The sequence below is a fragment of the Nocardiopsis exhalans genome (assembly GCF_024134545.1).
Lineage (GTDB): Bacteria > Actinomycetota > Actinomycetes > Streptosporangiales > Streptosporangiaceae > Nocardiopsis > Nocardiopsis exhalans.
This window is the reverse complement of record NZ_CP099837.1, coordinates 2,047,343-2,060,170: the sequence shown is the minus strand read 5'-3', so window position 1 is coordinate 2,060,170 and position 12,828 is coordinate 2,047,343. Positions and strand designations below refer to the sequence as shown.

The 12,828-nt window shown below is 66.5% G+C and carries 20 protein-coding genes; 18 read left to right on the top strand and 2 right to left on the bottom strand.

From position 1 onward, the window contains the following. Positions 1 to 175: 175 nt before the first annotated feature. On the bottom strand, positions 176 to 730 hold the full coding sequence (locus NE857_RS09225) for an AlbA family DNA-binding domain-containing protein (protein WP_254420601.1): 555 nt from the start codon (positions 728 to 730) through the stop codon (positions 176 to 178). Positions 731 to 1,318: 588 nt separating this feature from the next. Between NE857_RS09225 and NE857_RS09220 the strand changes: the two genes are divergently transcribed. The 5 genes from NE857_RS09220 (at position 1,319) to NE857_RS09200 (ending at position 6,027) form a co-directional block, all read left to right on the top strand. Continuing rightward, positions 1,319 to 1,681 carry a hypothetical protein gene (locus tag NE857_RS09220; RefSeq protein WP_254420600.1) on the top strand — a complete coding sequence of 121 codons (363 nt, stop codon included), beginning with the start codon at positions 1,319 to 1,321 and terminating at the stop codon, positions 1,679 to 1,681. Between the two features lie 2 nt (positions 1,682 to 1,683). Beyond that, complete coding sequence (locus tag NE857_RS09215; protein WP_486348429.1) at positions 1,684 to 2,181, top strand: phage terminase small subunit; 498 nt, start codon at positions 1,684 to 1,686, stop codon at positions 2,179 to 2,181. 62 nt (positions 2,182 to 2,243) lie between these two features. Beyond that, positions 2,244 to 3,803, top strand: a complete 1,560-nt coding sequence (locus NE857_RS09210) for a phage terminase family protein (protein ID WP_254420598.1) — start codon at positions 2,244 to 2,246, stop codon at positions 3,801 to 3,803. Positions 3,804 to 3,815: 12 nt separating this feature from the next. Further along, positions 3,816 to 5,252 carry a phage portal protein gene (locus NE857_RS09205; RefSeq protein ID WP_254420597.1) on the top strand — a complete coding sequence of 479 codons (1,437 nt, stop codon included), beginning with the start codon at positions 3,816 to 3,818 and terminating at the stop codon, positions 5,250 to 5,252. After that, positions 5,245 to 6,027 (top strand): hypothetical protein, encoded by a 783-nt coding sequence (locus tag NE857_RS09200; protein WP_254420596.1) that lies wholly within the window; start codon positions 5,245 to 5,247, stop codon positions 6,025 to 6,027. The genes NE857_RS09205 and NE857_RS09200 overlap by 8 nt, the downstream gene beginning before the upstream one ends. Here NE857_RS09200 and NE857_RS09195 read toward each other — a convergent pair. Next, positions 6,024 to 6,164 carry a hypothetical protein gene (locus tag NE857_RS09195; RefSeq protein WP_254420595.1) on the bottom strand — a complete coding sequence of 47 codons (141 nt, stop codon included), beginning with the start codon at positions 6,162 to 6,164 and terminating at the stop codon, positions 6,024 to 6,026. The genes NE857_RS09200 and NE857_RS09195 overlap by 4 nt on opposite strands. Positions 6,165 to 6,434: 270 nt before the next feature. Between NE857_RS09195 and NE857_RS09190 the strand changes: the two genes are divergently transcribed. From NE857_RS09190 to NE857_RS09135, 13 genes are all read left to right on the top strand, one after another. Further along, positions 6,435 to 7,633 (top strand): IS3 family transposase gene (locus NE857_RS09190; RefSeq protein ID WP_184371482.1). Its coding sequence is split into 2 segments (ribosomal slippage): positions 6,435 to 6,678 and positions 6,678 to 7,633, totalling 1,200 coding nucleotides; the frame shifts between segments, so codons are not numbered across the junction. 187 nt (positions 7,634 to 7,820) lie between these two features. Next, the gene (locus NE857_RS34200; RefSeq protein ID WP_301184319.1) at positions 7,821 to 7,952 is read left to right on the top strand and encodes a hypothetical protein; all 132 of its coding nucleotides are present in this window, start codon (positions 7,821 to 7,823) and stop codon (positions 7,950 to 7,952) included. Further along, positions 7,952 to 8,962, top strand: coding sequence for a major capsid protein (locus tag NE857_RS09185; protein WP_254420594.1), 1,011 nt, complete (start codon positions 7,952 to 7,954; stop codon positions 8,960 to 8,962). The genes NE857_RS34200 and NE857_RS09185 overlap by 1 nt, the downstream gene beginning before the upstream one ends. Before the next feature lie 2 nt (positions 8,963 to 8,964). Next, positions 8,965 to 9,333 carry a hypothetical protein gene (locus tag NE857_RS09180; RefSeq protein WP_254420593.1) on the top strand — a complete coding sequence of 123 codons (369 nt, stop codon included), beginning with the start codon at positions 8,965 to 8,967 and terminating at the stop codon, positions 9,331 to 9,333. A gap of 104 nt (positions 9,334 to 9,437) precedes the next feature. Continuing rightward, the gene (locus NE857_RS09175) at positions 9,438 to 9,779 is read left to right on the top strand and encodes a hypothetical protein (RefSeq protein ID WP_254422183.1); all 342 of its coding nucleotides are present in this window, start codon (positions 9,438 to 9,440) and stop codon (positions 9,777 to 9,779) included. Next, positions 9,776 to 10,105 carry a hypothetical protein gene (locus NE857_RS09170; RefSeq protein ID WP_254420592.1) on the top strand — a complete coding sequence of 110 codons (330 nt, stop codon included), beginning with the start codon at positions 9,776 to 9,778 and terminating at the stop codon, positions 10,103 to 10,105. The genes NE857_RS09175 and NE857_RS09170 overlap by 4 nt, the downstream gene beginning before the upstream one ends. Then, a complete protein-coding gene (locus NE857_RS09165) occupies positions 10,105 to 10,368 on the top strand; it encodes a hypothetical protein (RefSeq protein ID WP_254420591.1) in 264 nt (87 codons plus the stop codon). Before NE857_RS09170 ends, NE857_RS09165 begins: the two co-directional genes overlap by 1 nt. Further along, a complete protein-coding gene (locus NE857_RS09160) occupies positions 10,365 to 10,739 on the top strand; it encodes a phage tail termination protein (RefSeq protein ID WP_254420590.1) in 375 nt (124 codons plus the stop codon). The genes NE857_RS09165 and NE857_RS09160 overlap by 4 nt, the downstream gene beginning before the upstream one ends. Positions 10,740 to 10,862: 123 nt before the next feature. After that, on the top strand, positions 10,863 to 11,483 hold the full coding sequence (locus NE857_RS09155) for a phage tail tube protein (protein WP_254420589.1): 621 nt from the start codon (positions 10,863 to 10,865) through the stop codon (positions 11,481 to 11,483). An 82-nt stretch (positions 11,484 to 11,565) separates the two neighbouring features. Beyond that, positions 11,566 to 11,844, top strand: coding sequence for an Ig-like domain-containing protein (locus tag NE857_RS09150; protein WP_254420588.1), 279 nt, complete (start codon positions 11,566 to 11,568; stop codon positions 11,842 to 11,844). Further along, positions 11,844 to 12,014: a hypothetical protein gene (locus NE857_RS09145; RefSeq protein WP_254420587.1), complete on the top strand. Its 171-nt coding sequence runs from the start codon at positions 11,844 to 11,846 to the stop codon at positions 12,012 to 12,014. Before NE857_RS09150 ends, NE857_RS09145 begins: the two co-directional genes overlap by 1 nt. After that, positions 12,015 to 12,347: a hypothetical protein gene (locus NE857_RS09140; protein WP_254420586.1), complete on the top strand. Its 333-nt coding sequence runs from the start codon at positions 12,015 to 12,017 to the stop codon at positions 12,345 to 12,347. It begins immediately after the preceding gene. 56 nt (positions 12,348 to 12,403) lie between these two features. After that, positions 12,404 to 12,823: a hypothetical protein gene (locus NE857_RS09135; protein WP_254420585.1), complete on the top strand. Its 420-nt coding sequence runs from the start codon at positions 12,404 to 12,406 to the stop codon at positions 12,821 to 12,823. Positions 12,824 to 12,828 lie beyond the last annotated feature (5 nt).

Genomic DNA, 12,828 nt, shown 5'->3' with positions numbered 1-12,828 from the left:
CCCTATCCTCGTCCTCGGCAGGTCGGTGACTACCAGATAGCGTGACTCCACCAGCAGTGTTCGAGATGGAGTTGCATTCCCGGAGCCTTGGAGCAACGCCTGAGCTGTCAGTAGAACGTCCGGCTTGACTCGTTGAGGCGCTGGGTGCGTTCAGTACCAAACTATGGAGCGAATCCTACCGGAACTGCCCGTTGGTCACCTCCAGGAACTGTCGACGCTGCCCACTCACTGGCCTGGCCACTACATGCAAGTGAGGGTTTTCTCCTTCCGGCCACCGGTCCTCAGTCACGACCTGTTGGAGCTCCTCACGGATGCGGGACAGGGAGATGTCCCGGGAAGCCATGAGCCGCTGGACCTGCGCATCTGACAAGGGGTACTTCTGCTTCTCACCCCTCCCGTAGTACCTCCCGTCCACCATGTGGGGCGCCAACGATGACGCTGGAATCTCCACGAGCAGATACCCCTGGCCCGTCTTCTTGTGGCTGTCGATCCACTGAGTACGAACTAGCAGCGGTGGGTCGCACCGGGTCAGTGCAATCCGTTCAGGAGTTTCCTCGACTTGATCCTGACGCTCGATCGGTGCCAAGAAGAAACGACCAGCCTCCTTGTCTTCGCGCAAACCGATCACCAGCAACCCACCATCGATCGCGAACGACGCCATGTCCTTCGCCATATCCTTCTTCTCGCGAAGGTCTTGCTTGCCGTCACGATGATGAGTCTCGGTGAGCACTCCTTCTGTCAAAGCCTGCTCTAGTTCGCGCTCCGAACCAGGTATCCATCGAGGTGAGAGTGGGGTAGCCATGAGTAGCATCATGCCGGATCTTGCCTACGTCATGAAGTGATCTGATTAGATCACGTGCTGCGATTCGGCTGTGTGCAGGAGTGGGGGGTACCCCCTCGGGCCCCTACAGGCGCCCGGGAAAGTGCGGCTCCTCCGGTTTTGTACGGGTCTGGGGATTTCGGGACCAGGACCCATCCAACGGCTCTCTGAGCCGCTGAACGCCCTTTCATCCCACGTCTTCTACCCCCTACCGGCCTGCCCGCTTCCAGCGTTCGCTCACTCCGGGGAGACCCACCCGACACGAATTGGATGACGGGCGTTTGTGCTGTTCGTGGGCGTGAAAGCGTACTCATGCCACGGTGTTTTCACTGCTCGAACCCGCTCCCTTTGCTGGCCCGATCCCACGCCCAGTACTGCTCTCCTGCCTGTCGTGCTGCCGCAGCACGTCAACGCGGCAAGGAGGCCGAGCGCTCCCCCATCCCGGCCCGGATGCGCACCGCACGTAGGTGGGTGCGCTTGACCCGCGCGGGTATCCCCATGACCCCGCAGGGGCACGCTGCGACCACTCCTGACACCTGGACTACGCACACGCAAGCGGAGCGGTCCTCGATCGGAGGCCTCGGCTTCGTCGTCGGCGCGGGAATCGTGTGCCTGCTCGTGCGCGGTGACGCTGGCCTTCTCCTGAACCAGTTGCCCATCACCTATGCCGAGGCCACAGCGTCCTGTGTCCGTGTCTGGGGTGACGGCGAGCTGAGGCCCCAGCGAGTCCGCGGGCCGGAGTTCGACGTGGAGGTGCTCGCACCCGGCCGATACGCGCCAGTCACAGGCGTCCCCCACAGCGACGCCCCGAACATCCTCGCGGACCTGAACAGGGTTCCGTTTCTGAACGCCGGGAGGTGAGCATGGCCGGTCGAGGCCCAGCCCCGAAAGACCCCGGGCGACGAGCGCGACGAAACGCCGAGTCCGCGCCCCAGACCCTCTTGCGGTTCGAGCACTCCGAGCCTCCCGAGTTGCCTGACTTCCGGGTGCACGAAGGCGACGAATTGGTCGAGTACCAGTGGCCCGAGCGCACCCGCGAGTGGTGGGACCGGTGGCGCAACAGCGCCCAGGCCGAACACTTCTCCTCCACGGACTGGGAGTTCCTCCTGGACACCGCCCTTCTCCACGCCCGGCTCTGGTCAGGGGAAACCTCCGTGGCTTCCGAGCTGAGGCTGAGGGTTGCGAAGTTCGGGGCCACGGTCGAGGACCGGGCGAGGCTTCGGATGCAGTTCGCCGCAGCTGATGAAGCCGATGCCAAACGCCCCACCTCCGTCGGGAAGTCCGCGCGGGAGCGGCGCGGCGCCCATATGGGAGTCGTGCGTGGCCTACCCACGAAGCCGAAGGACGACGAAGGAGCCTGACCAGGGGGTGACCTATTCCCTGGAAACCGACCGTCCCGGGTGAGGTTCCCACCCTCGGATACATGGTGATCGACTGGATCACCGAGATGCTGGCCGCCCCCGACCGGGCTCACTACCAGCCCTTCCAGCTCTACCCGGAGCAGGAGGAGTTTGTTCTCCAGTTCTACGAGCTCGACCCGCGTACCGGCCGTCGTCGGTATCGGCGCGCGGTGCTGTGTCGGCCTCGTGGTTGGGGGAAGTCACCGCTGCTGGCGGCGATCTCCATCGTGGAGGCGCTCGCCCCGGTGTACCCGGACGGGTGGGACGCCGAGGGGCAGCCAGTCGGCAAGCCGTGGTCCGAGGTACGGACACCGTTGGTGCAGATCGCGGCGGTCTCCGAGGCGCAGACGAAGAACACCTGGTCGCCCTTGTTGGAGATGCTCCAGGGGCCGGTGCTGGACGCTTACCCCGGGCTCGAACCCTTGGAGGGGTTCGTCAACCTTCCCAGGGCGGGCCGGATTGAGCCGATCACCAGTAGCGCGCGGACGATCAAGGGCAACCGGCCGATCTTCGCGGTCCTGGACCAGTCCGAGGAGTGGGTCAAGTCCAACCGCGGCACCAAGCTCGCCGAGACCATCCGCATCAACGCCGCGAAAACCGGCGGCACCACGTTGGAGTCCCCCAACGCCTACACGCCAGGCGAAGGCAGCGTTGCGGAGATGTCCGCGCGGGACTGGAACCGCATCCTCGAAGGCAAAGCCCTCGACACCGGGATGTTCTACGACACCCGCGAAGCCCCGCCGGACACGAACCTCTACGACCGTGACGAGCTCCGGCAAGCCCTGGCCTACGTATACGGAGACTCGGCAGACGTCAACGGCGGCCACGTCGATCTCGATGTCCTGGTCAGCACGATCATGGACTCCTCCACCGACCCGCAGACCGCGCGGGCCGACTTCCTGAACCAAGTCACCCACGCCCAGACGAGCTACCTATCCCAGCCCGAGTGGGGAGCGTGCAAGCGCGACGACCGCGCCCTGGCCGACGGCGACATGGTGGCGCTGGGATTCGATGGCGCGATCCGCAACGACAGCACCGCGCTCGTGGCCTGCCGCTTGTCGGACGGACACACCGAACTCCTGGGGCTCTGGGAGAAGCCCGAAGGCCCGGCCGGCGAAGACTGGGCGGTACCCGGCGCCGAGGTGAACGCGACCGTCACCGAGGCGTTTCGCCGGTTCAACGTCGCGGCCATGTACTGCGACCCCGCCCACTGGCAGGACTACGTGGACCGGTGGGCCGCCGCCTACGGCGACCAGGTCCACGTGCGCGCCACCGCCGACCGGCCCTTCCACTGGTGGACCAACCGACACCGGCTCATGGTCGCCGCAGTCTCCCGGTTCGAGGAGGCCGTGCGTCAACACGAGGTCTCCCACAACGGCGACCTGGCCCTGACCCGCCACGTCCTCAACGCACGCCGCAGGGTCCTGGGCCAGTCCGGAATCAGCGTCGCCAAGGAGTTCGCGGGCAGCTCGAACAAGATCGACGCCCTGGTCGCCACGATCCTCGCCTACACGGCCCGCATGGACTGCATCGCCCGAGGCGTCAACAACACCCCCACCGCCATGGGCGGCTGGTCCTTCTGAGGGGAGGCTCACGTGCTCGACGAGACCCCCCGCTCCCCCGATTGGTGGCTGCTGCGCCTGGGCCGTCGCCTCCGAGACCGGCAAGGCCAACTGACCGAGTGGCGTGACTTCTTCAAGGGTGAACCTCCCCTACCGGTCCCACCGAAGGGCCTCAAAGACGCCCACCGCCGGTTCCAGGAGATCGCCCGCACCAACATCTGCGGCCTGATCAGCAACTCCTCGGTGAACCGGCTGACGGTCACCGGGATCGCCGGGCCCGATGGGGAACCGGACGAGGTGGCGTGGAGGTGGTGGAAGGACAACCGGCTCCCCGCCCGGCAGAAGCAGCTCTACCGCTCTGCCCTTTCCCAGTCGGTCGCCTACGTCGTGGTCGGCCCCCACCCCCGGGATCCTCGCCGCCCTCTCATCACCCTTGACCACCCGCGCACCACGATTCTGGAGCGCGACCCCGCCACGGGCGAAGTAGTCGCCGCGTTGCGGGCCTGGCACGACGACGTCGAAGGCGTCGGCCGTGCCGTCGTCCAAACCCCCGAGTGGATCGTGCGGTATGAGACCACCAAGCCGCTCTCTTCCCGGCAGAAGATGCCGTGGGGTTTGGAGTCCTGGCAGGTGCGTCACCGCAAGGACGGTGGCCGCTCCGGGATCGAGGTGAACCCCTGGGGTGCGGTGACCATCGTCCCGTTCTCCTGTATGCCCCAGCTCGGTGAGGCCCCTGAGCCGGAGTTCGCGCAGGCGATGGGTATCCAGGAGCGGCTGAACCTCAGCATCCTGAACCGGATGACGGCGGGCCGGTACAGCGCCTACAAACAGAAGTGGGTCAAGGGCCACAAGTTCACCAGGGCGATTGACCCGGCGACCGGCCTGGAGATCCTCGACCCGGTGACCGGGCAGCCGAAGGTGGAGCAGCCCTTCACCCCTGGCCCAGACACCGTATGGGCCAGCGAAGGAGAGAACACCCAGTTCGGAGAGTTCGGCCAGATCGACCTCACGATGTTCCTCAAGGAGCACGAGGCCGACATCGTCTCCGCTCTCCTGGTCACCAGCACTCCCGCTTACTACTGGCTGTCCTCGCTGGTCAACATCAGCGCGGACACCGTGACGGCGCTCGACCTCCAGCACATCGCGAAGGTCAACGAGCACATCTCCAACTTCGGGGAGTCCTGGGAGATGGTGAACCGCCTGGCAGGCCTCATCGCCCAGGAGGAACGAGACCTCACCGAGGCGGAGGTGCGCTGGCGCGACCCCCGCCAGCTCAACCCCGCCGTCGTGGTGGACGCCGCCATCAAGAAGAAGAGCCTCGGCTACCCGCTCTCGGTGATCGCCGAGGACATGGACGAGCCCCCGGCCCGGGTCAAACGGATCACTTCGCAGTCGGCGGGCGACCAGCTCCTGGCAGCCGCCCTCAGCAACCGCACCCGGGGCGAGAACACCACGGTGGCGGATGGGTGAGCGTGAACGGGCCGCGCTGCGCGTGGAGTACACCTCCACGACCAAACGGCTTCGCGAAGCCCTGCTGGACGCGCTACTACCGTTGTTCCTGGGCCCCGGCTCCTGGCGGGAGACGGACCTAGACACCTTCCTCGAACGGGCTCTGCCAACGATCCTGGGCGCTCAGGAAGCGATGGCCTGGCTGACCGATGCTTACCTCTCCCAGAGAATCGCGGACCGTTTCGGGGAAACCCCTCGCCTTGTGGGTGTCGAATCCGCGGCGGCAGTACGCGGGGTTCCTCCCGATCAGGTGTACCGGCGTCCCTTCGCCCAGGTGTGGACTGAGCTCTCTCACGGGATGCCCTTGGAGACGGCGGTCAAGCACGGAGCCGACCGGCTGGAAAACCTCGCGTTGACCGATCTCCAGCTCACCAAAACCCACACCGCCCGCGCGGTTCTCTCCGCTGACGACCGGGTGACCGGATACCGGCGCACCCCAGAGGGGGCTGAAACCTGCGCCCTGTGCCTGATCGCCTCAACCCAGTTGTACGGCAAAAGGGAGCTGATGCCTCTGCACACCGGGTGCGACTGCGGGGTCGAGGAAGTCACTGGAGAGACGGGACAGGTCCTGGACCAAGACCTCCTCGACCAGGTCCACGACGCCATCCACCGTGACCTCGGAGATGAAGCGCGCGGAGTGGACTACAGGCAACTCGTCCTGGTTCATGAGCACGGGGAACTCGGCCCCGTGCTGACCGTCCGGCACCACAAGCACACCGGACACGCACAGATCTAGACGCCCATCTGCTGCTTGATCACCGAGGCAAGCACGTCCACGGCTACCTCTCGGCCTGCGGTTCGGGTTTCCTTCACGAACGCCTTGATGCGCTTCCGCTTGTTCGGGTCTGTTTCAGTCTCGGCCTGCTTCTCCATGAGGGCAACGAGTTCCTCCGCAAGGGACTTCGGTGTTGGCCAGTGACCTACTAACTGCCGAGCCTCCCGACTGACTCCCCCGATGCTCCCCGGCTCCAAATCGCTGTAGTCGTCATCCCGAGTCACATACCCGCCGTATCGGAGTGCCCGTAGCGCAGCAGTGGCTTCGTCTTGGTCAAGGCCCGTCACTTTAGATACCTCTGATCTTGCTTCGGTTCGGTGGACAGGTGTCCGCTTTCGGATACTTTGTCATTGAACGAGGAGATTGAAGTGCCCAAGACCCGCCCTGCGTACCCGCCGGAGTACCGCGATCAGATCATCGCGCTGGCCCGCTCCGGCCGTAGCCCCGAGGACCTGGCAGCTGAGTTCGAACCCTCGGCCCAGACGATCCGCACCTGGATCAATCAGGCCAAGATCGACTCCGGCCAGGCAGAGGGCACCACCAGCGATGACAAGGCCGAACTGGCCCGCCTTCGCCGAGAGAACGCCCAGCTGCGCGAAGAGCGCGAGATCCTGCGCAAGGCCACGGCTTTCTTCGTCCGGGAGACCAGTCGGTGATGTTCCGGCTGATCGACGAAGAAAAGACACGCCACTCCGTCTCCCTGATGTCCCGGCTGCTCGGCGTATCGCGGCAGGGCTACTACAAACACCACCACCGAATCCAGGACGGCCCCACGGCCAAGGAACGCTCCGACGCTGACCTGTCCGAGCGCATCCAGGGCCACCACGAGCGCTCCCGCGGCACCTACGGCTCCCCCAGGCTCCAGGCCGACCTGGCCGAGCTCGACGGCATCCGCGCTGGACGCAACCGCATCACCCGGCTGATGCGCCGCCAGGGCCTGGTCGGGGTCCACCGCCGCACCGGCCGCAAAAGCCTGACCTCCCAGGACCGGATGGCCACAGCCCCACCGGATCTGGTCGGTCGTGACTTCACCGCCCATGCCCCCAACACCAAGTGGAGCGCGGACATCACCTACGTGCCCACCGACCAGGGGTGGGTGTACCTGGCGGTGGTGATGGACCTGTTCTCGCGCCGCATCGTGGGCTGGGCGATGGCCCCTCACATGCGCGCCGATCTGGTCTGCGACGCGCTGGCCATGGCGGTGACCGCCCGCCGTCCCGGTCCGGGGCTGATCCATCACTCGGACAAGGGATCGCAATACACCAGTCTGGCCTTTGGTCGCCGCTGCGAAGAGGCAGGGATCGCTCCCTCGACGGGGCGGACGGGGTCGTGTTACGACAACGCCGTCACCGAGAGCTTCTTCGCGTCGTTGGAGACCGAGTTGATCGACCGCACCCGTTTCGCCACCAGGGCGGATGCGGAGCGGGAGGTGTTCTCCTATATCGAGGGGTTCTACAACCCCTGGCGGCGGCATTCGGCCAATGGTCAGCTCAGCCCGGCTGAGTATGAACGTCGCCACACCGAAGTTGCTCAAGACAGGCTTGCGGCGCTGTCTCAGGCCGCGTAAAACCCCAGCTCACAGGTGTCTACCGAACTGAAGCAACATCAGGATTCCCTCCGGTCTCCCTCTGGGCCGCATCACCGCGACGGGCCTGTACGGCCAGTACGACCCCGAGGCCGAAAACGGTCTGGAGGTGCTCACCGGGTTCCTGCTGTCCTCTCTCCCCGGCCCGAAGTCATCCGATAACCCGATCGTGGGTGCTCTGTTCGAGCACGGCAAGGTCCGCCCCGACCGCCTACCGGTCCCCCTTGCGCAGGAGGCCTTCAACGACCTGCGAGGCCGGATCATCTCCTACACCCGCCCCGGGATCGGGGGTGAGGCCTGATGTTGCTCACCCACGAGTTCCTCCCCGCGGCCGAGCTCACCGGCTTCGCCCGCGCGGCTCTGGCCGATCTGGACACGAATCAGTTCCGGCTCCGGTCCTTCCTGCCCGACCTGGAGACCGATGACATCTTCTACTCGATCGAGCTGGGGAGCACGGCGGGCCTGACCAAGGCCGGTGAGTACCGGGCCTGGGACACCGAGGCTCCGATCACCTCCCGGGCGGGCCTGCGCAAGGCCATGGGCGAGATCCCGCCGATCAGTCGGAAGATCCCGCTCGCCGAGTATGCGCAGCTCATGCAGCGCCGCCAGGAAGAGCGCGTCACCTCGCTCATCCAGCGCGACACCATCACCCTGGTGCGTGAGACGGCCGCGCGTGTGGAGCTGGCCCGCGCCGATGCCCTGGTGCACGGCAAGGTGCGCCTGCGCGAGCTGGGCGTGGAGGTGGACTTCGGCCGACGCACGGAGATGTCCCCCACCGCCGGTACGCCGTGGGACCAGCCCGGGGCGACGCCGCTCTCGGACCTGATCGCCTGGGCCGAGGACTATGCGCGAATCAACGGGGCAGCGCCCAGTGTCCTGCTCGCCTCCCGTCGCGCCATGGGTCTGTTGCTGCGCAACGAAGAGATCCGTGGGGCGATCTACGGAGGCCAGGTCAACAGCGCGCCGAGCTTCGTCTCGCACTCCCAGCTCGACACCGCGCTGAACGCCTTCGGTCTGCCGAGCCTGTCCACCTACGACGCGCAGATGGAAGTGGACGGCAAGGCCCACCAGGTGCTGCCCGCCAGCCGGGTGCTGATGCTCCCGGACTCTGACCTGGGTCACACCCTGTGGGGCCCGACGCTGGAGGCGATGTCGTCCGACTACGGCATCGAGGACGGTGCTGAGCCGGGGATCGTGGTCGGCACCTACCGGCAGCAGGACCCCCTCAACCTCTGGACCAGGAGCAACGCCGTTAGCCTGCCGATCCTCGGTCGGCCCAACGCCGCGTTCTCCGCGACCGTCCTGGAGTAGCCGTGTGGGCCACAGCCGAAGAGTACGCGCGGCGCACCGGGGTCGGCCTGACGGTGGAGAACCGTGACCAGATCACCGCCCTGTTGGAGGACGCCCAGGCGTTCATCGGAGCGCTTTTGCCGGCCGGGTGCGTGCCCGACGCGGCGGTCGCGCGGGCAGTCCTGATCAAGGTCGCGCGGCGCGCTCACACCAACCCGGGCGGGCTGACGTCCCGCCGTGTGGGTGACGTGCAGGAGAGCTACGACGACCGGGGCGGTCTGTTCGTGTCCGAACACGAGCTGGCTGCCCTGACTGCCCGCTGCCCCACTCGGGGCGCGTACACCGTCCAGGTCTCCGATCCCGGTCTTCGCCGTGTAGGGGGTGCGCATTGACCAGGTACGTGTCCGGCCCAGTGATTTCCGTGCTGGACGGACAGGGGCGGCCGATTCCGGTCGGCCCTGACCATCCGATCCCGATCGGAGCGAGTGGAGGCGGTATGCGGTTCCTAGCCGGTGATGGCGATCCGGACGGCGACGGCGGGATGCCGGGAGACGTCTTCCTCGACACCGGTTCTGGTGCGCTGCACCAGAACCGGAACGGGACGTGGACCGAACTGATGAACCTGCTCGGCCCTCCGGGTGAGCGCGGCCCGGCTGGCCCTCCTGGTCCGGCCGGTCCGACCGGAGACAAGGGCCCGGCAGGACCTCAAGGGGACACCGGTCCACAAGGTCCCCCCGGCGAGACCACACCTGCCGTGGCGGTGGATCCCGCCTCGGAGTCCTTCGCCCAGGACCTCGTCACCGCGCTCGTCGAGGTCGGCCTCATGGAGGAGGCATGACGGTCCTCGGCGGCCACACTGTGACGGTAGTCGGTGAGGCCGAGCGCGACCGGCACGGCGATCCGATCGGGGACGCACCTTCTATCCCTGTCACCGGCTGCCACGTGGAGTACCTCGCAGTCCAGGAGACCGTCGAGACGCCGGAGGGAACCGTCACCGTGTCCGCTCGGGCCTTCCTGCCTCCGGGAACCCGCATCGGCGAAGGGGGTTCCGTGTCCTTCCGAGGCGATGACTACCACGTGGTCGGGCGCCCCCTTCATCGGTCGACGATCCACGGCGAGCCGCACCACATCGAGGTGCGGCTCCGCGACGTGCAGGGGGTGTGATGGCCAAGGTCCGCTACGAAATGGACGAGCACGGCACCGCCCGCCTGTTCAACACCCCGCAGATTCGCAAGCTCCTGCGGCGCCGGGCTGAGACCGGCGCGGATGCCGCACGGACAGCGGCTCCGGAGCAGCGGGACCAGATCACGACTCGCGACGGCGGCACGGGAACCGGTACCTGGTCGGACCGGGCCTCCGCGCACGTGATTGGCCCGGCCCCGCTCCTCTACCCTGCGGTGGACGCGATCGAGGCGGCGGACCGGTGATCTGGCCCGATGCCGAGGAAACCGTGGCGTGGGTGCTCGCCCGACTCACCCCAGGTCGCGACGTGGTGTCGGTGATGAACGGGCTGCCTGCGGACCTTCCCCTGATCCGTGTCACTCGCATCGGTGGCAGCGACGACCTCGTCACCGACACCGCGCGGGTGGAGGTCGTCGTCTACGCCGCGACCCGCGCCGAGGCCCACGCACTAGCCGAACGCGCCCGCTCGCTCCTCCTTCCGGGCAGGCACCAGACCCCGCACGGCGGTATCGACCACGTCTTCACCGAAGTCGGCCCGCACGAGCGCCCCACCGCTGAACCCAGGCGTGTACGCCGCTGGGGTGCGGTGTACCGGGTCTCGGCACGCCGCCGGTAACACCATTCTCACGCAAAGCCCGAGGGGAGTTCCCTGTCGGGCTTTTCTCATTCTCATTGGAGGACCCTTTTGGGGAGTTCCTACGATGAGCTCAAGAGCAAACAGTCTGAGCTTATCCGGAAAATGCTGGATGGCAGTGTTTTCCTGGCGCCGATCAGCGCCCCTCATATCGAAACCCTGACAAGCCCCGAGGATGGTCTCCTTGAGCCTCCTCCTGAGGATTATGGGGATCTCGGTCATCTTTCTGGAGATGGCGCGCAGTTCACGGCGGAGACCGAGACTTCGGATGTCACTTCCTGGGGTTCGGTCGAGCCGACGCGATCGGACATCGTTTCCGATTCCACTCAGCTCCAGGTGACCGCCCAGGAAACCAACCTCAGGACCATCGGTCTCTACACTGGGGTCTCCATGGATGCCATCAGGGCTTCACGGTCTGGTGAAGTCGTCATCGACAAGCCGACGCGCCCCTCCCCCCGCTACTACCGAGCGCTGGTTTTGGGCGTGGACCTGGGTGATGAGGGCGAGATCTATATCGCCCGTCATTTGCCGCGCTGCAAGGTGACCGCTAAGGAACAGCAGTCTTTCCAGAGCGGCGATGATCCATTTTCCTGGCCGGTTACCTTGACGGGTTTCACGGACAGTTCTTTGGGCTTCAGTGAACGCTGGTTCTTCGGCGGCCCCGGATGGGCTGCCTTGCTGGAGAAGATGGGGATTCCCAGGGACGGTGAGTCCCCTTCTCTCTAAGGGTGACGCCTCCCAAAATCCAGCTCCACACATAGAGCTTGGCGCCACCCATGCAAACCATTCGAGTTCTTAGGGAAGTGAATTGCCTACCCAGCAGTGCAGTGCCGCCCTGCGGTACAGCGACGACAGCACCGAGGACGTCACCGAGGACGCCGTCTGGGCCAGCTCTGACGAGGACGTGGCCGAGGTCAACGCCTCGGGTCTGGTCGTCGCGGTCGGAGCGGGCGAGTGCCAGATCACCGCCACCCACTCCGGCCTGAGCGGCAGCGCCGAAGTCACCGTCTCCGAAACCTCCCCGGAGTCCGAGGCGCTGTCGGTGTCCCCGTCCGAGATCGCGCTCACCCTCGGAGGTGAGAACTGATGGCCGAGGAGTTCCAGCCGCTCCGGATGTGGCACCCCCAGCGCGAGGGCCAGACCCGCCTTGCCCGTACTCCCGCCGAGCGTGTCCGCCTTGCCGCCGACGGGTGGCGGCCCCGCGTGCCCGTCTCCCTCACCACCACCTCCCTCACCCCCAACCGGAAGGGCCAGTAGTTGCCGAAGAAGAAGCGCACCGGTAAGCCCGCCCCGCGCACCTATGACCTGCGTTCCTACATCCGTGAGGCCAAGCGCGAACCGTTCCCCCTCCGCCTGGATGACGAGACCGTCCTGAGCATCGAAGCTCCCACCGTCGATCGCATCTTCGACGCGGCCAAGCTCGATACCTCCGATGTGGAGGCAAGCTTGAAGATTCTCGTCGGCGACGAGGTCTTCGAGGAGTTCATCGAGGCCATCGGCGAGGCTCCCTCGGGCGTCCTGAACCCACTCATCAAGGACATTCAGGCCCACTTCAACCTGGGTGATCAGGGGGAATCCGACGCCTCGTAGCGCTTCTGGAGCGCTACCACGAGGCGATTCGGTGCGATCTGGCTGACCACTACGGCGTGGTGCTCGCCGACTTCTACCGCGACCAGATCGGGCCCCTGGAGCTATTGGAGTACATCGACGGACTCCCCGCTCACTCCCGGCTCGCGGCGGAACAGGCCGAGGACGACGACCTCGCCGACCAAGTCGTGGCCCAGGGCGACCTCCCCGCCCAAGCTCCCCCACCCGTCACCGACTTGACCCCGGAGGCGCGACGGCTCGACGCCGTCCTCGATCGCCTCGGTGAAGTACTCGCCGCGATCATCGCAGCCGCGGGACAGACCCCACCGAGGATCCCTCCGGCTCCCCGCCCGAACACCGCGTTCGACCGAGCCCGCAAGCGCGCCTCCGTGCACCGGCACAGCGACCTGCTCGCCCGTATCGCGGAGCGCCGCCGGACCCTGGCCGAGCGCCGCCGCACCAGCGGCCCACCCTCCTGAGAGGC